This is a genomic window from Flavobacterium sp. OHVDL-2026-0007 (genome assembly GCF_059882335.1).
The window spans coordinates 1,412,676-1,431,787 of record NZ_CM187612.1 but is presented as its reverse complement, the minus strand read 5'-3'; the positions used below and the strand labels follow the sequence as shown (position 1 = coordinate 1,431,787).

Sequence of the window (19,112 nt, the reverse complement as noted above, 5' to 3'; positions counted from 1 at the left end):
AATAAAAAACTAGTAGGTACTAGTATGGTGTGTTTGTTTTTTTAAATTAGATTTGGATTTCTTTTAATTGCTAAATTAAAAGTTAAAGTGAAGTCAATATGATAAGTATTGCTTTTCATTGGTGAGAATTGCTTCTTTTTAGGGTGAAGATATTGTAAAAGTGTTAGTGCATATTTTGTTTTACTACTAATCACTTTTAATTAAAATAGTACAGCAGGGGGAAGTTTTGCCTCATTACTAAAATGATTCCGAAGTCTATTAAGTGTGATTTATGCTACAGCAGTTCACTACCATTGATTCAAGAGCTACTATTAATTTTATATAAAAAAAACATGATCAATAGAATTAGAACTAAAGTCGGAATTTGTGCTGTAGTAAGCGCGTGTGTTTTCCTGGTATCAGGACCTGTGGACGCGCAAAAGAGAGATAGTAAAAAACAAAAGCAAATAGTAGGGCTCAGTACAGGTAAGGCTGACCGCGAATATTGGAGCCAATTGCTCTATAAAATGAGTTATCCCGTGATTCATAATTTAGCCCAAGAAACTTTGAAAAAGAATATGCCATTAGAGCGGCTTCCAGATTATGGCATACCGTATGGGATGATCGCTAGTGAGGTTTCTTATTTAGAAGCGGTTGGTCGTACTATGGCAGGAGTTGCTCCGTGGTTGGCTTTGCCAGATGACAATACCAAGGAAGGACTAATGCGTAAAGAATTAAGAACAGAATTGTTGCAAGGAATTGCCCACGGTGTAGATCCTAATAGCAAGGATTATTTGAATTTTTCTACACAACAACAACCTATTGTAGATGCAGCCTATATGGCCTTTGCTTTTATTCGTGCTCCAAAAGCATTATGGGAACCGCTAGATGCTGTAACTAAGGAGAGGGTTATACATGAATTTAAAAGCTTGCGTAATCGTAAACCGACGTTTAATAATTGGTTGCTGTTTTCAGGGATAACGGAAGGGTTTTTACTCAGTGTGGGTGCAGATTATGATCCCATGAGAATTGACTACGCCATAAAAAAGACTAATGAATGGTATAGTGGAGATGGCTGGTATAGTGATGGTTCAAAATTATGTGTGGACTATTACAATTCCTATGTGATGCATCCGATGATGGTCGATTTACTGGATATCACCACAGAGAAAAAGATGTATCCAAGGGAAGATTATGATTTGGCTGTAAAACGTATGGGGCGTTATTCGGAATTTTTAGAACGTGTGATTGCTCCAGATGGTACTTTTCCTGTTTTTGGTCGATCCATAACATATCGAACAGCTGTTTTTCAAGCTTTGGCACAAACCGCGCTATTGGAAAAATTGAACAATATTACACCAGCGCAAGTAAGAAGTGGCCTGACAGCGGTGATGCATCGTATGTATGACGACTGTAATAATTTTGATAAAGACGGTTGGCTAGTTTTAGGCTTTTGTGGTTCTCAACCTCAAACGGCTGATGTGTATACTTCTACAGGAAGTTTGTACATGGCAACCCTCGCATTTTTACCATTAGGATTGCCTGCAGATAATCCTTTTTGGACGGCTGCTCCTGAAGATTGGACTTCAAAGAAAGCGTGGTCTGGTCAACCAACACCAAAGGACTATAAAGTCGCCTATTGATAGATTATACGAATTTTTATTTGACTTTTTCGCAGGGCCATTTACTATCAAGTAAATGGCTTTCTGTTTTTTATGCGATTCTAATAGGGTTTGTTTTGGAAATAAAAAAAAGTTATTCTGTGTGTTTTTCTGAATTTTCAAGTTCAAAAAGGTTACTCAGAATAACTTTTTTGCTTGTATATAATTGTGAAAACGTTTTCAGTTAAAAGAGGGAATGTCCAATTCTTGCCGTCTTTTTCTAATAGTTCCACGAAATAGTCTCTTTATTCTTAGGATAATAATTTAAGATAAATTTAAGAAATGCTATTTTTTTACCTACTGGTACCTATTAGTTGCGAAAATTCTCACTAATTTAAAAACCCTTTTTTTAGATTATTGTTTGGGTATGTGTTTGCTATTTAGGTGTTTGTGTTTTTATGCGCTGTAAGTTGGAAATGGGCGGTCTGTAGGCTGATCAGTGATGAAAAGTGCTATTTATGCAAAAACCATAACACTAAAGGCTTATTTTTTTACTAATATGCAATAAATAAAAGCTATCTACCTCTCTTTCAACAGGTCAATTGTGATGGTTTTCTTCTTTTTAAAGCTGAATATATTGTGAATTCGTGGACTGTGTTATTTTCTTAATTTCTGCAAACGTTCTGTTTTTTTTTAGGACTTTGAAGAAAAACCAGTAGGTGCCAGTATTGTATTTTTGGTTTTTTATTTTAGGTTTGTTTTTGTCATTTAGTTACTGAAAAAGTATAAATAAAACCGATGCTTTAATTAAATGTTCTTTTTTATGAAGAATGTTTTAAAGAATGTTCTTGTTGGTGTGTAAATGATATTTCTGAGTAAAATGAACGATAGAATAAAATAACTGTTAAAAAGTATTCTCCCCGAATCGGTATAGCAAAACAATTAACTAAAACAACTAACCAAAACAATTAACATGAAACAACATTTTTTGAGATTTCGGAAAATTATTACCCTGCTAGCCTTGCTGCTATGTTCGGTAGTTGAAGCCCAAAGCACAAAGATTTCTGGTAGAGTGACCAGTTCTGAAGACAACAATACCCTTCCTGGGGTAAATGTGACCATCAAAGGGCAAAAAACGGGTACTCAAACCGACATAGATGGTGGCTATGCTATTGAAGCTAAAAAGGGTGATGTATTGGTTTTTTCTTTCATGGGGTATACGACTCAAGAAAAAAGGATCGGGGATAGCAAAACAGTAAGTATTGTACTGGCTTCTGAAGCGTCACAATTGCATGATGTAGTGGTAGTGGGTTATGGTACTCAAAAGAAAGAAGCGATTACGGGTGCTGTGGCGCAGGCCGATTTAAAAACCTATGAAAAGGTTCCTGTAAACAACATTATGGAAAGACTTAAAGGTTCAGTAGCCGGTTTAAATATCGGTGAAGCCAATAAGGCAGGTAATGCGCCAGGTTTCTCCATCAGAGGAACCGCTACATTTGGTAATGGCTCACCATTATTAATTTTGGATGGTACTATTTTCAATGGTTCTATTACGGATCTTGCACCTGCTGACATCGCTAGTGTTACAGTTTTAAAAGACGCTAGTGCTGCTGCTGTTTATGGTTCTCGTTCAGGAAATGGGGTGATCATAATTGAAACGAAGAAAGGTACTAGTAATAACGGTAAACCAACTTTTAGTTTCAGTAATACCTTCGGTTTTGTAAGCGAATTGAATCGATTGCAAGTGTACGATGCGCCAGGTTATATGAAGAGATTGAATGATTTTCTAAACGATGCAGGTACTGTAGTACCAATGGATCAAACCCCAAATTACCTACAAGCCATAGAGAAGACTAATTATAATGCTACTGCAGATCATCGACCAACATTAGCAGATCCTTATAGTTTATTTCGTCAGGCTGGAAGTAATACAATGAACTCTTTAAGTGTGTCTCAACGTACCGATAAGATGAGTTATTATATGTCAGCTAGCATGGTTGATCAAAAAGGGGTAATTGTTTTCGATAGATATAAACAGTACACCATGCGCATGAATTTGGAATCAAAAGTGGCTAGTTGGTTAACCATGGGAGCTAAAGCTTTTTATAGTTATCGTAATTATCCTGATGCGCGAGTATACGGTAATGCGGGAGGGAACGGAAGTAGTTCTTATTTAATCAGTCCTTATGCTTCTATGTATAATGCTGATGGTAGCTATAATCAGTTTCCACAAACTACGACTTCTTTTGTGAATCCATTTTTGATGGTGCCTTCTTCTGCATACAATAGAAACAATAACGTAAATGGTATTTTTTATGCCAATGTAAAAATTCCTGGCATACAAGGATTGACCTATAATCCTACCTTTTCTATCACGAATATAACATCTGAAAATGGTTCGTTCTTTGACAAAAAAACCAATGATGGTATGTCTGTAAAAGGAAAAGGGTCCAATAGCTACGGTAGATCAACTTCAGTATTGATTGATCATTTGATTAAATACAATAGAACTTTTGCCGAAGTACATAATATAGATTTGACTTTGTTGTATTCCAATCAAAATAACAGAAGTATTGGACAAACGCAATCGGCGCAAGGTTTTGATAACGATCAATTAGGATACAACCGACTGCAAGCTGGAGCTATTCAAAGTGTATCAAGTGCAGCGTCTCAGTCTGAACAACTTGGACAAATGGCTCGTTTGACTTATGGTTATGATCGTAGGTATTCGGTAACGGGAACTTTTCGTCGCGATGGTTTTTCTGCTTTTTCAAACAATCATAAGTATGCGAACTTTGGATCAGTGGGGGTTAACTGGACCATTTCAAATGAAGGTTTTATGAAGAATGTTACCGCGGTTAATTCCTTGGCCTTACGTGCTTCATACGGTTCTAATGGTAATCAAACTATTTCTCCGTATCAGACATTATCAAAAATCGGAAACAATTATTACTACTATCAAGGAGATACAGGATATACCTATACGCAAGGAATTAATGGTTTGGGTAATGATAATTTGCTATGGGAGTCAATCGTAGGATTCAATGGAGGTGTCGATTTTTCACTATTGAAAAACAGAATATCTGGTTCGATAGATGTGTATTCAAGTAAAACACATGATCTAGCCTTTCCACAGAATCTACCAGGTTCATCTGGTTATGGATCGATCACATCTAATGCTGGTGAGATAGGAAATAAAGGGTTTGAGATTAACTTAAAAACAATCAACATTGAAACCGATAAGTTCAGCTGGACTTCTAATGTGGCTTTTTCATTGAACAGAAATAAGATCAATCATTTATTGGGCGACTTAAACGGTGATGGAAAAGAAGATGATATTATTTCCTCTAATCAGTTTATTGGAAAATCGTTAAATGCGGTTTACAACTACAAAGTAATTGGCATGTGGCAACAAGAAGATAAAGACAACGGTACTATTATGGCCGGTTTTCAACCTGGAACTTATAAATTGTTGGATGTAGATGGAGATGGTAAAATTACTTCAGATAAAGACCGTGTGTTCTTAGGAAATAGTGGTGCTAATTTTCGTTGGAGTTTAGCCAATACGTTCACTTATGACAAATTGAGTTTGTTGGTTTTTGTGAATTCAATATGGGGAGGTAATGGTTATTTTATTAATGGTAGTAATACCCCACAGAATGATCCTTATGCTAATAGAGGAGATATGAATCACCCTGTTTATGATTATTGGACACCTGCTAATCCTAATGCAGAATTCCCTCGTTTTTCTCATGCTTCTAAAGAAACGGTTAATGCAGCAAAATTTTATGACAGAAGTTTTATTCAATTGCAAAAAATTGCTGTAAACTATGATCTTACGGATCAATTTAAACAACTAGGTATTTCGAGTTTGAATGTAGCCATTAGTGGTGAAAACTTAGGTACTTATGCTCCACATTGGAAAGGATTAGATGCTGCAACGGGTAATGGTTTAACAGTTTCAAGTATTCCATCTCTACGTACCGTATCGATCAATCTTAACGTTAATTTCTAAAATTATGAAAAAAATATTTTTTTGCCTTATAGCTGCTGCAGGCCTTGCAGTTAGTTCCTGTGATAAGTCCTTAGAGGAGGTACCATTGGATTTTTACACTCCCGAGAATTCTTATGTAAACAAAGCCAATTTTGAAGCGGCTTTAGCCAATGTGTATTTGAATGTTAGATCTAATTTTTATGCCAATACGGATGCGGCTGCTAACTATGATATGTTGGGGATGGATTTGGATTTAGCTAATGTATATGGCGGCGGATCTGTAACAAAATTGAGGTATTTCGGATGGAATACCTTAAATGCCGATAGTGGATTTTCTTCTACCTGGTGGAATCGTTTGTATAGTCTTATTGGTCAAACCAATGTGATTATTGATAGAGCTGAAGCGCCACAGGCGGTTTGGACCTCTACAGCTGAAAAGAATGCGATCGTAGGTGAAGCGAAATTTCTTAGAGCATTTGCGTATCATTTTTTAGCCAATATGTGGGGTGATGTGCCACTGGTAATCAATGAAACTAAGGCGCCCAAATACGATTACGTAAGAGCACCTCAAAAAGATATTTATCTACAATGTAAAGCGGATTTGGAGTTTGCTACTCAAAACATGCCTACCATTGATCAGTTAAAAGGAGGTAGAGCGCCTCGTGAAGCAGCTTATCATTTGTTGACAGAGGTGAACATTTGTTTGAAAGATTACGATGGAGCTATTGCTGCGGCAAATGCCGTGATTAATGGGGGGAAAAATAGTTTAATGACTGCTCGTTTTGGAGTGAATAAGAGTTTTACTTTCTCTGGTTATACGTACAGTGGAAAAGCGAAGCCATGGGGGGATGTGTATTGGGATTTGTTCCAAGAAGGAAATTTTAATTTTAAAGAAGGTAACAAAGAGGCAATCTGGAATATTTCTCAAGACCCTACCATAAAAGGAGGGGATAATACGGACTTACATGCTTCAGGAGGATTCTTTGTAATGGATAGATGGTGGGGACCTCTTGCTTGGCAGGCTAAGGACAAGAATAATGTTCAAAATTTCCTAATGGATACCTTACAAGGAAGACCGGTGGCGACTTTAATTGTAAGTGAGTACGCAGACAAACAGATATGGAATTATAAGAATGACTTTGCTAAAGATATGCGTAATTCGGAGTATAATATTCAACGTAATTATTATTATACAAATCCTGCAAGTGCTTTTTACAAACAACAAGTTACGCAAGCTAATACCGACGTTACTACGCTAAGTTTATGGGATTTGCGTATGACACCACATTATAAAAAATTCGTTAGAGCAGTTCCATTAGGACTAAGTACCGACGCCACTAGTAAACGTAAAAATGACAATGGTAGAACTTGGAAAGACTGGTATATTATGCGTACCGCAGAAACCTACTTGTTGCGTGCTGAAGCCTATATGCTTAAAGGTGATTTAGGATCGGCAGCAGGTGATATCAATGCGGTTCGTAATAGAGCTAAAGCGACAGCTGTAGATGCTGGAGACGTGAATATGGATTTGATTTTGGATGAAAGAGCAAGAGAGCTTTATGGAGAAGAATTCAGATTGAATACCTTGATGAGAACAGGGAAACTGGTTGAATATTTAAATAAATACAATGGTTACTTAAAGGATAACGGTTTGACCGCTCCTGCATACGTAAGTAAATTACCAATTCCTAGAAGGGAAATTGAAGCCAATACAGGTGTTGTAATGCCGAATAACCCTGGTTATTAATGAATTTTATTTTTGTGGTTTGGTTTGAGGCCGATTCCATCCTATTGAGAAATAGGATGGGGAAGGCTCTAAATAAAGCGTTTTAATTTTTTGTAAAAATTTATCCTGAAGACTAAAAGAGGACTGGTTTAAATTTTTTGAACCAGTCTTTTTTATATTTTTTTTGCTAGAAAGGTATTGTAAGGTACAGCGAAAATAAGAGGAGTATATAGTGCTTATTGGTAGCTTTACTTATCGAAGTCTATTATATTTCTTGTCTGCGTGGTCATTTGTTTTGAATCCTTTTTTTGCCAGATAAAAACCAGTAGGGTCCAGTATGATTTATTCGTTTTTTAGGTTAGTTTTGTTTTTGTGTTAAATGGTAGTAAAAAAGTTAAAATAAAGCGCAATACTCTTATGAATGGTTTCTTTTGATGCGTAATGTTTTAAATAACAAGTTGCTTGTTGAGGATCGCGTAAGTTGTTTTGAGAATGATGAAATACTGTGGATGATTTTTTAGGGACAACAGTAGAGCAAGGATAGTCACAAGTATAGAGAATGCTGTCACTGGATTGAAAATGTACCTGATTGTTTTGAGTATTTTTATTTTTGGAACGTTAGTGAATTGGTCAGTAAGCAGGAATCAAAAGGGAAATGAAAAAGTGTTGGTGACTTTGTCTTTGGGCTAAGAACAGTAAACAAAACAAATAGTAATTCCTTAGCGGTAAGACGTAATGGGGAGTGGTAATAAAAAAAGTAAAATATTATGAGCAAATACAATAGTTCTTATGGATTGTTTATCGCCTTGGTTTCGGCTATGGGCGGACTGTTATTTGGATACGACTGGGTGGTAATCGGTGGAGCAAAACCCTTTTATGAAGTCTACTTTGGCATAGCCAACTCTCCTTCGATGCAAGGTTGGGTAATGGGTTGTGCGATTTTGGGCTGTTTATTAGGGGTGATGATCTCAGGGAGTTTAGCTGATAAGTACGGAAGAAAACCCTTACTCATTGTGGCTTCAGTATTTTTTACTCTAGCCGCAGTGGGAACGGGCTTGGCCCATACGATCGACTGGTTTATTCTTTGGAGAATAGTTGGTGGTGTCGGTATTGGTGTGGCCTCTAACCTTTCGCCGATCTATATCGCAGAAATAGCACCTACCGAATCCAGAGGAAAGTTTGTTTCGATCAACCAATTGACGATTGTGGTTGGAATTTTATTGGCTCAAATCGCCAACTGGCAAATCGCGGAACCTATAGTGGAAGGACAAGATCTCTTGAGTTCTTGGAATGGACAATGGGGTTGGAGATATATGTTTTGGGTGGGCGCTATCCCATCGGTATTATTCTTTGTTTTGATCTTAATTATCCCAGAGAGCCCAAGATGGTTGGCTAGTCAATACAAATATGACAAGGCAGCTTCTATTTTTAGTAAAATTGGAGGTTCCGAATTTGCAGCAGAAGAAATAGCACTACTAAAGTCAAGAGTCAGCAGCATCAAGGAGGAAGTGAGTTATAAAATGTTGTTTGAAGGGAAAATGCCAAAAATACTGGCGTTGGGAATCGTAATGGCTGTTTTTCAACAGTGGTGCGGTATCAATGTAATCTTCAATTATGCCCAAGAAATATTTTCAGCAGCAGGTTATGGGGTAACCGATATACTGTTTAATATCGTGATCACGGGATTAACTAATCTGATATTCACCTTTGTGGGTATGTACTTCGTGGATAAATTAGGAAGAAGAGCCCTTATGCTTTTCGGATCTATTGGTCTAGCGGTAATTTATGCGATCCTAGGTGCTTGTTACTACTTTGAACTAACGGGTATTTTTGTACTGATGTTGGTTATTGGAGCAATTGCGGTTTATGCTATGACTTTGGCTCCAGTAACATGGGTAGTATTGTCTGAAATTTTCCCAACTAGAATACGTGCCATGGCCATGGGAGTGGCTACTTTCTCGCTTTGGACGGCTTGCTTTGTTTTAACCTATACTTTTCCACTGCTAAATAATACTTTGGGGGCTTTTGGTACTTTCTGGTTGTATGGTATCGTGAGCTTGTTGGGTTATCTGTATTTAGTGAAATACCTGCCGGAAACCAAAGGGAAATCGTTGGAAGAAATTGAAAATGAATTAACAAAATAATAGAATTGAAGATGGTAAATTCCAATTTAACTCAATCGAATACACTTGTAAATAATCAAGACGAGGAAATCACGGCTTATTTAATTCAATCTACAGTTAGTGAAGATGGAGTGGTACGTGTATGGGAAGAAGATATATTGTTGCCGACTTATCAAATAGGGGAAGAAGAGAAAAATCCCATTTTTCTTGAAAAAAGAATCTACCAAGGAAGTTCAGGTGCGGTCTATCCCTATCCAGTGGTAGAGAAGATTTCAGATGTAAAAATTGATAAATCCTATCAGGCGGTTTTTTTAGAAAACAAATACATTAAAATAATGATTTTGCCAGAGCTCGGTGGAAGAGTTCATATGGCTTATGACAAGGTGAAACAACGTCATTTTGTTTATTACAACCAAGTGATTAAGCCCGCTCTTGTTGGACTTACCGGCCCATGGATTTCGGGTGGGATTGAGTTCAACTGGCCACAACACCACCGTCCAAGTACGTTCTTACCTACGGATTTTCGTATCGAAGAAAACCCAGATGGAAGCAAGACTATTTGGTGTAATGAAGTGGAGAGAATGTTTAGAACCAAAGGCATGCAAGGATTTACCTTGCATCCAGATAAGGCATACATAGAAATTAAAGTAAAAGTATACAATCGAACAGCTTTCCCTCAAACCTTTCTTTGGTGGGCCAATCCAGCCGTAGTGGTAAATGACGATTACAAATCCGTATTTCCACCAGATGTACATGCCGTTTTTGATCACGGAAAAAGAGATGTCTCTAAATTTCCAATAGCCACTGGAGAATATTATAAGCAAGATTATTCTAAGGGAGTGGATATTTCAAAATACAAGAACATTCCTGTTCCTACTTCTTATATGGCCGTACAATCCAAATACAATTTTGTAGGAGGATATCAGGACGATGTGCAGGCTGGTTTGTTGCATGTGGCCAACCATCATATTTCTCCAGGGAAAAAACAATGGACTTGGGGACATGGGGATTTTGGACGTGCTTGGGACAGGAGTCTTACAGATGTAGATGGTCCTTATATTGAATTGATGACGGGAGTTTATACCGATAATCAACCTGATTTCTCTTGGTTGCAAGCCTATGAAGAAAAATCGTGGACGCAATATTTTATGCCGTATTCCGAAGTGGGTTATGTTAAAAATGCCACTAAAGATGCCATTATCAATATCGAATTAGAAGGAGATCAAGCGGAATTGATTCTCTATACCACCAGTCTTTTTGAAGACTTAAAAGTGGAATTAAAAAATACAAATGGAGTGGTTTTACATCAAGAAATTATTTCTTGTTCTCCATCGAATCCCTATAAAAAAAGAGTTGCTGTTCAAGGAGCAAAGGCAGAAGAATTGTCTTTTACTATTTATAGTCATACGGGGACAGTTGTAGTACAGTACCAGGAAGAAAAAGCCGAAATAAAAGCGGTTCCAGATCCTGCTAAAGCAGCTTTGGATCCGGAAGCTATTGCTTCTATGGAGCAATTATTTCTTACAGGATTGCATTTGGAGCAGTATAGACATGCTACCTACAATCCGCTAGACTACTATTTTGAAGCTTTAAAAAGAGAGCCCAAAGATGTACGTTGTAATAATGCTGTGGGACTTTTGCTAATGAGAAGAGGGCAGTTTGAAAAGGCAGAACCTTATTTTAGAACAGCCATTGCTACTTTAATAGAGCGTAATCCTAATCCTTATTATGGAGAGCCTTATTATAATTTAGGTTTTTGCTTGAAAATGCAAAACAAGAATGAAGAAGCCTATACAGCACTCTTTAAAGCCACTTGGAATGCGGCATGGCAAGATGCTTCTTTCTTTGTCTTGGCACAGATAGACAGTATCAAGGGTGACTGGAACGAAGCTTTGGAACGTGTGGAATCGGGTCTTATACGCAATTGGCACAACCACAAAGCAAGACAATTGAAAGCGTCAATTTTAAGAAAGTTAGGCAGAAAGACCCAGGCATTGGCTTGGATCGAAGAGTCGCTTAAGATTGATAGTTTTAATATGGGCTGTCGTTTTGAGAAATACTTATTGACTGGCGACCAAGCTGTATTGGATGAAATGAAAAATATTATGCGTCGTTGGGCGCATGGTTACATAGAATATGCACTTGATTTTGCTGGTGCTGGTTTATACCAAGAAGCAAGCGAATTGTTGCAAGGCTGTATGAATAAAAATGAGCAGGATTATCCGATGGTGTACTATACTTTGGGTTACTTAAGTAGTAGGACAGGGGATCGAGCAAAAGCTATCCAGTGGTACGAAAAAGCAGCGCAATTGTCTCCAGAGAAATGTTTCCCCAACAGAATAGAAGAAGTAGGCATTCTTAAAGATGCCATGGAATTGAATCCAAGGGATGCTAAAGCGCCTTACTATTTAGGCAATTTTTGGTATGCGTTCCGTCAATACGAGGAGGCGATCGATTGCTGGGAAATTTCCAAAAGCTTAGACGATCAATTCCCAACGGTACTCCGAAATTTAGCCTTAGCATATTTTAACAAAAGAAAGGATAAAGAAAAGGCACAAGAAATACTAGAAAAAGCCTTTGAACTCGATAAATCGGATTCCAGAATATTGATGGAATTGGATCAGTTGTATAAGAAAAGAGGTATAGCAGCTGCTAAACGTTTAGCGCTTCTAGGGGAACATTCGAATTTAGTAGAAGAACGAGATGATTTGTGTATTGAGCGCATTACACTATACAATCAGGTTGGGCAATATGAAACGGCCAAAGAGTTGATTTCTGGACGTAAATTTCATCCTTGGGAAGGGGGAGAAGGAAAGGTAACGGGCCAATATACCTACTGTAGAGTAGAATTAGCCAAAAAGGCCATTGAGGACAAAGAATTTGAAAAGGCGATCGTTTTGCTAAAAGAAACGGAAGTATATCCACATAATTTAGGAGAGGGAAAATTATCTAATGCGGAAGAGAATGAGGTAGATTACTACAAAGGTTTGGCTTATAAAGGTATTGGAGACACTATAGAGGCGCAAAGAAACTTTGCAAAAGCGACGCTAGGTTCTTCCGAACCAGTGCAGGCTTTTTTCTATAACGATCAGCAACCGGACAAAATTTTCTATCAAGGACTCGCTTGGCGTGAATTAGGAGAAGAGGATAAAGCGCGTAGCCGTTTTAACAAGCTTATTGCTCATGGAGAAAAACACCTATTCGAAGATTGTAGAATCGACTATTTTGCTGTTTCATTGCCAGATTTGGTGATTTGGGATGATGATTTGAACGACCGAAATAAAGTGCATTGTTATTATGTAATGGCTTTAGGTTATAGTGGGTTAGGGGATGATGTGGAGTCAGAAAAATATTATGATAAAGTAAAAGAGTTAGACGTAAACAAACAGACTTTTAGAAAATAATAAGCGTTAAGCACCTATTTTAAAACTATAAAAATGAAAAAAACAACATTTTTTCTTGTAATACTGCTACTGGTTTTCAGTACAAAAACTTTTGCTAACGATGTTTATACGGTTGTTTCGCCTAATGGCCTGCTTAAACTAAATATTCGTACCATAGATGGAGCCAAGGCAAAAGGGGAGTTGATCTATGATGTTTCCTATAAAGGGAAGCCTGTTATCTTAAATTCTATGATGGGAATCAATGGCTGGGACAATGGGTTTACCATCTTAAAAGAAGTGAAAAGTAGTCACAATACTGCTTGGAAACCTGTTTACGGTGAACGTTCTGAGGTTAAGGATCATTACAATCAAACTGTAGTAGTGGTTAAAAAAGAAGGAAGAGATAGTAATATGCAAGTGGTGGTTCGCGCCTACAATGAGGGCATCGCTTTCAGGTATGTATTTGCCGAAAGAGAAAATGCGTTAGGTTATCGTAGAGGAGGGGATTTAATGAATATTAACTCCGATAAAACCACTTTTGTGGTTCCTGAAAAGACTTTTTGTTACTTGACTTATTCTGCACAAGGAGCTCCAGAATTAATGCCGATTAAAAATTGGAGAGGAGAAGCAGAGAGACCTTTAACGCTAAAATTTGATAATGGTCTTTATGGGGCATTGGGCGAAGCTGCTGTAGTGAATTTTTGCCGTACTAAATTCAGAGTAGAAAAAGGGGAAGAAAATATCATTCGCAGTTCTATGTACGATATGGTGGAGGATTATGCGCCTTTAGAGATGCCTTGGAAACTGATTATGATTGCTGAAAAACCTACGGACTTATTGGCGAATAATGATATTTATCTGAATTTAAATGCGGAGTCTAAAATCAAAGACACCGATTGGATAAAACCTGGAAAAATTATTCGTGTGGTATCACTCACTACTAAGGATGCTAAAGAAGTTGTTGACTTTGCTGAAAAGAGAAAGCTACAGTACGTGCATTTTGATGCAGGTTGGTACGGGGCAGAAACCTTGATGGGTTCAGATCCTAGTAGGTACGATCAGGTCGATCCAGATCGTTCCTTGGCAAATGACTTAAACTTGGAAGAAGTAATTAAATATGCTAAATCTAAAGGAATAGGGGTATGGGTATACGTGAACCAAAGAGCCCTAACAAATCATTTGGATGATATATTACCGCTTTATAAATCATGGGGAGTGTCAGGAATTAAGTTTGGTTTTGTCAATGTAGGAAGTTACAGATGGACCACTTGGTTGCATGAGGCAGTAGCAAAATGTGCCAAGTATAATATCATGGTGGACATACATGATGAATACCGTCCTACTGGAGTGAGTCGTACCTATCCTAATTTGTTGTCACAAGAAGGGGTGCGTGGGAACGAAGAATTTCCAGATGCCAATATCAATACATCATTGCCTTTTACACGTTTTATTGCTGGTGCTGCAGATTGTACGGTATCGTATTTTCATCGCAAGGAATTTAAACCCCAAATCACCAATGAAGATCGTTTGTTAAAAAACACACCTGGACATCAATTGGCTAGTTCTGTGGTATTTTACAGTCCATTGCAATTTTTATATTGGTATGACACGCCTAAAGATGTTATTGAAGTGCCTGAATTGGCGTTTTTTGACCAACTGGTTACGGTTTGGGATGATACTAAAATCTTAAGTGGAGACATAGGAGAGTCGATAGTGGTGGCACGTCGTAGTGGTACAAAATGGTTTGTGGGTTGTATGACCAATAACCAGGCGCGTACTTTAGATGTTTCACTTGATTTCTTAAATCCTTCGAAGAGGTATCAAGCAACCATTTATGCTGACGGTGGAAAAGAAGTAAAAACACCAACGCATGTCAAGATTGAGAAGAAGAAAGTATCGGCTGCTTCTAAGTTAAAAATGGCTCTTTTAGCCAGAGGTGGATGTACCGTGATTATTGAGGAAATTTAAGCTAAAAGCTATAGGGTTAGCTTATTAAAAATTGAAATAGAAATGAAAAAATATATTCTTTATGCCTTAGTGTTTTTTGCAGGGGTGAATGTGTATTCGCAAAGCAGTATTTATGTATCTCCAAAAGGGAGTGCTGTGGGAAGCGGGTCTCTGAAATCACCTGTTCAAACCATTCAACAGGCTATTGATAAAAGTCGTCAAATACAGGGGACAGTGGTAATTGAACTTCTGGGCGGAAATTACCGTGTTAACAAAACAATCGAGGTCAATAGAGATGATATCACTATTAGACCCTATAAAGGGCAGCAGGTTTCGGTTTCAGGGGATGTAGTGATTCCTGTGAGCAAAGCCAGTAAAATTAGGGACAGACAAATTTTGAATCGATTGGATAAATCGGTGGGTAAAAAGATCTATGAAATTGACTTTGCTAAAATAGGAGTGACTATTGAAGGGATGCACGCCGTTGGTTTTGGTCGCCCGAGTAAAGAAGGTTGGAGTGAATTGGTAGTCAATGGAGACCCTCTGAAAATGTCTCGTTGGCCCAATGAGACGATGGAGCCTATTGGAAAAGTAATCGTTAGCGGTAATGATAAAGATAAAGAAGCAGGAAATCTACCGGTATTTAAATTTAAGACGGATCGCGCTAAACGTTGGGCAAAGGCAGATCAGGTATGGTTATCGGGTTATTTTGGTTATGGGTATGCAGATGATATGATTCCGGTACAAAAGATAAGTTATCAGGATAGCACTTTTCATATGGCTGATTTTACGAATTACCAATTCAATACTGGTAGGCCTTTTTTACAATGGTTTGCGGTGAATCTTATTGAGGAAATTGATGTACCAGGTGAATATGCTATTGATGCTAAAGCGCAAAAAATATACTTTATGCCTAAGGGGAGTATTAAAGAAATGCGTTTATTGACTCTTAAAGCTCCGCTTTTTGCCATAGAAAATTGCAAGAACATTGTAATTAGTGGTATAACGATTGAAAATGCAAGAGGGATTGGTGTTTATATAGAGAATGCTCATAATGCCGTTGTGGACCATTGTATCATCAGAAATTTAGGTAGTGCAGGTGTAAGTATGGGGAAAGGAAATGAGCCAAGTGATAATAAAAAGTTACACAATATGGCCAATGGAGGAGCTCAACTTTCTAGGGAAATAGGAGCAATGGGAGGTGCTTTGTATATGAATCCTGTGATGAATCGTCATGCAGGAACGCGTAACGGGGTATCCAATAGTTATATTTACAATACAGGTGCTGGAGGTGTTATCCTTAGTGGAGGAGATCGAATGACCCTTGAGAGAGGAGATAGTTTTGTTGAAAATTGCCAAATACACGATTTTAACCGAATTGAAAAATCGTACCGACCAGCCGTTTGGATTGATGGTGTTGGGAATAGAGTTAGTGGTTGTGATATTTATAATGCCCCTAGTATGGCTATTATTTTTCATGGCAATGAACACACGATTGAATATAGTAAAATAACCAACGTGTGCACAGAAATTGACGATCAAGGTGCTATTTATTACGGGCGTGATCCATCAGAGAGAGGAAATGTGATTCGTTATAATTATTTCAAAGAGATAAGTCCTAGGCATAGTATCATGGCTACTTATCATGATGATTTAGCTTGTGATGCAAAAGTCTATGGCAATATTTATTATAAAGCGGGCTCTTTGCCTGTGATGATCGGAGGGGGTAAGGATAATCACTATTACAATAATATATTTATGGGTTCGCCTCATGCGATTCACTTGGATAAACGTGGTAATAACTGGGGGAAGTTTATGACTTTAAAAGGTGCTGTAGTTGATCAAAGATTAAACATGGTCAATTATACCCAGCCTCCTTATTCAACGGCTTATCCAGAATTGGTCAACTATTGGAAGGAAGGCGCTGAATTTCCTTTGCGTAATGTGTTTAATGGTAATTTGTTTTTCAATATTAAAAACCTCATTGACGGTGAAACTTCTTTAGGGGAATTTTATAACAATTGGGACACACCTAATAATCCTGGTTTTGTTGATGTTAATGATCCTTTAAAAGGATTTAAAGAGGATGCTGAAGTCTATAAAAAAATAAAAGATTTTCCAAAACTGCCTTTTGATAAAATAGGTTGTACGTTGAAGGATTTAAAGAATTAAAGGAGGGTAAAAGTGCAGCAATAACTCTGAAATTTCATAAGTGGTTTTTTTGGAGGGATTTGTTGCTGATTACTTGAGGTTAAGTTTGTTTGTAAATGGGGCGTTTTCGCCCCATTGTTTTTAAGAGGAGACACTAAAAAAAGGGATTCTTCGACTATAGTATTTTTTTATTTCTATTAAAATTTATTAAAAATGAAAATAATTTTCCTTTCACTGTTGATGGTGTTGAGTTTAAAAATAGAGGCTCAAAGTGCCGCTGGGACTCTTGTGAAAGTGTCCAGTAATAAGCCGGAAATAACCAAGAAGACACAGGAGGTATTAGAATGTCAATTGCCCAAAAACAAGCTGTATCAAACCGAAAAAGAGCAGTTGTATTTACTAATAGAAAATCAGGTCCATCATCTACGTGGTTTACTTAAACCTTGGAATAATGACCCGTCAATGAAACTCATTACGGAGAGTAAAAATTGGGAGCATTATATACGACCGAACACCACCTTCGCAGCGGATCTTGCATTTGTTTGGCGCTTTGGTAATTTTGATGAAAAAGTTGTGGGAACTTCCCGTGAAAAACTGCTTCAAGAAGAATTGATTCCGATGCTAAGGTATTTGATCCGTACACATAATACTGGAGATCTTAAAACCAGTGACGGTAAATCTTGGGGAGATGCATGGCAGTCTGCACATTGGGCATCTGCTTTGGGAAATGCGGCTTGGTGGACTTGGAAAAAACTGCCAGCAGAAATTCAACAGGGAGCACAAAGAGTGGTGGCTCATGAAGCTGATCGTATAGCACATACCATTCCACCGCATCAAGTTAATTTTGATAGTAAATCAGAAGAGAACGCGTGGAATAGTCAGATACTGTCTGCCGCCATTGTACTAATGCCAAATGATAGTCGTCGCGTGAAATGGGAAGTAGCCTTGCAGAAATGGTCGATGTCTTCTTATCTGCGAGCTTCTGATGAAAATAACCAAACCATAGTAGACGGAGAAACCGTTGCAAAACAATTTACAGGAGCCAATATATTTGATGATTTTAGTTTGGAAAACCATGGTTTTGTTCATCCTGATTATATGGGGGCTTGGACACTAAATGCGGGTAATGATTTGGATTATCTCATGAGTAATCGCAAGCCATTTGCTTCGGCCCTGTTTAATTTACCCGAAATTTATAACCTTCAAAAGCGTTTTCTTTTGCCTGATGGAGGATATTGTTATCCAAGCGGTCAGGATTGGGCGATCTTCCGTAATGCGGACTGGATTCCGTCTCATGCTACTGCTGTAGCGCGTTTCAATGATACAGAAGCCCTTTATCACCTGCACAATGCGATAGAAACCGCTCAAAAAATGCAGCAGCGTAATGCAGATGGTGCTATCTATATTCCTGGTGAAAACTATTTTGCTTCTTCACAGCCGCATTTGGGCTATTGGTTGACACAGGCTTGGTTGGTTTTACATTTTGCCAAAAAAGAAGTACGTCAGACCATCCCGCAACCAGGTGTGAATTACCTTACTGACGGAAAGATTATAATGCGTAGAGATGATAAAGCGATTCAAACTGTTTCTTGGGGATTGGTGCAAATGATTCAAATGATGCCCGTTGCGAAAGATCATATTATTTCTCCAGATCAGCGAAATGGGATTGGTCGCGTATATGTTGAGAATGATTCAATTGTGCCTATTGTTTTGAAAAGTATGGAAGTAAAACCCAATAGTAATGGTTTTTTTGCCAAAATGGTAGTGCATCATGGCGATTTAGTTCAAGCGGAGATCACTTGTGAAGCGAAAGCTGATGGGAGTATGACGATAAATGAAGTGCTTAGCGCATTAAGAAAATGTAGTACCAACCGAATTGAAACTCTTTCTTTTGGAGTTTTAAACAATCCAAATTGGGTCTATGAAACCGGAAAAAGAAATTTAAAAATAGGGCAAGAATTCTTTGCTGTTAAGTCGGGTGCTGATTTTTCTTATGCTGCTAAGGCTGCGGCCGCAGCGGTTGATGTGATGGATTTTAAATTGGATGCTCCTGGGATCATATCGTATAGAGTAGCTAAAAAAATGGAGAACTCTAGATTCACTGATCTGTTGGTTTTAAATACGATAGCCACCAAACGAAACTGGAATCAAAATGAAATCATATCAAAGAATCAATTGACCATTAGTCTACAAGCAAAGTAGTGTGCA

At 37.9% G+C, this 19,112-nt stretch carries 8 protein-coding genes; all 8 read left to right on the top strand.

What is annotated here, in order from left to right:
• The first annotated feature begins 332 nt into the window (after positions 1-332).
• The 8 genes from AC51AA_RS05500 to AC51AA_RS05465 all read left to right on the top strand — a co-directional run bounded on the left by AC51AA_RS05500 (position 333) and on the right by AC51AA_RS05465 (position 19,106).
• Positions 333-1,622 (top strand): DUF2264 domain-containing protein, encoded by a 1,290-nt coding sequence (locus AC51AA_RS05500; protein ID WP_500704728.1) that lies wholly within the window; start codon positions 333-335, stop codon positions 1,620-1,622.
• 931 nt (positions 1,623-2,553) lie between these two features.
• Positions 2,554-5,595, top strand: coding sequence for a SusC/RagA family TonB-linked outer membrane protein (locus AC51AA_RS05495; protein WP_500704727.1), 3,042 nt, complete (start codon positions 2,554-2,556; stop codon positions 5,593-5,595).
• A 4-nt stretch (positions 5,596-5,599) separates the two neighbouring features.
• Positions 5,600-7,321, top strand: coding sequence for a RagB/SusD family nutrient uptake outer membrane protein (locus AC51AA_RS05490; protein WP_500704726.1), 1,722 nt, complete (start codon positions 5,600-5,602; stop codon positions 7,319-7,321).
• 746 nt (positions 7,322-8,067) lie between these two features.
• Positions 8,068-9,444 carry a sugar porter family MFS transporter gene (locus AC51AA_RS05485; RefSeq protein WP_500704725.1) on the top strand — a complete coding sequence of 459 codons (1,377 nt, stop codon included), beginning with the start codon at positions 8,068-8,070 and terminating at the stop codon, positions 9,442-9,444.
• Between the two features lie 11 nt (positions 9,445-9,455).
• The gene (locus AC51AA_RS05480; RefSeq protein ID WP_500704724.1) at positions 9,456-12,827 is read left to right on the top strand and encodes a DUF5107 domain-containing protein; all 3,372 of its coding nucleotides are present in this window, start codon (positions 9,456-9,458) and stop codon (positions 12,825-12,827) included.
• A gap of 33 nt (positions 12,828-12,860) precedes the next feature.
• Positions 12,861-14,774, top strand: a complete 1,914-nt coding sequence (locus tag AC51AA_RS05475; protein WP_500704723.1) for a glycoside hydrolase family 97 protein — start codon at positions 12,861-12,863, stop codon at positions 14,772-14,774.
• A 42-nt stretch (positions 14,775-14,816) separates the two neighbouring features.
• Positions 14,817-16,925 carry a right-handed parallel beta-helix repeat-containing protein gene (locus AC51AA_RS05470; RefSeq protein WP_500704722.1) on the top strand — a complete coding sequence of 703 codons (2,109 nt, stop codon included), beginning with the start codon at positions 14,817-14,819 and terminating at the stop codon, positions 16,923-16,925.
• Between the two features lie 192 nt (positions 16,926-17,117).
• A complete protein-coding gene (locus tag AC51AA_RS05465; protein WP_500704721.1) occupies positions 17,118-19,106 on the top strand; it encodes a hypothetical protein in 1,989 nt (662 codons plus the stop codon).
• The last annotated feature ends 6 nt before the right edge of the window (positions 19,107-19,112 follow it).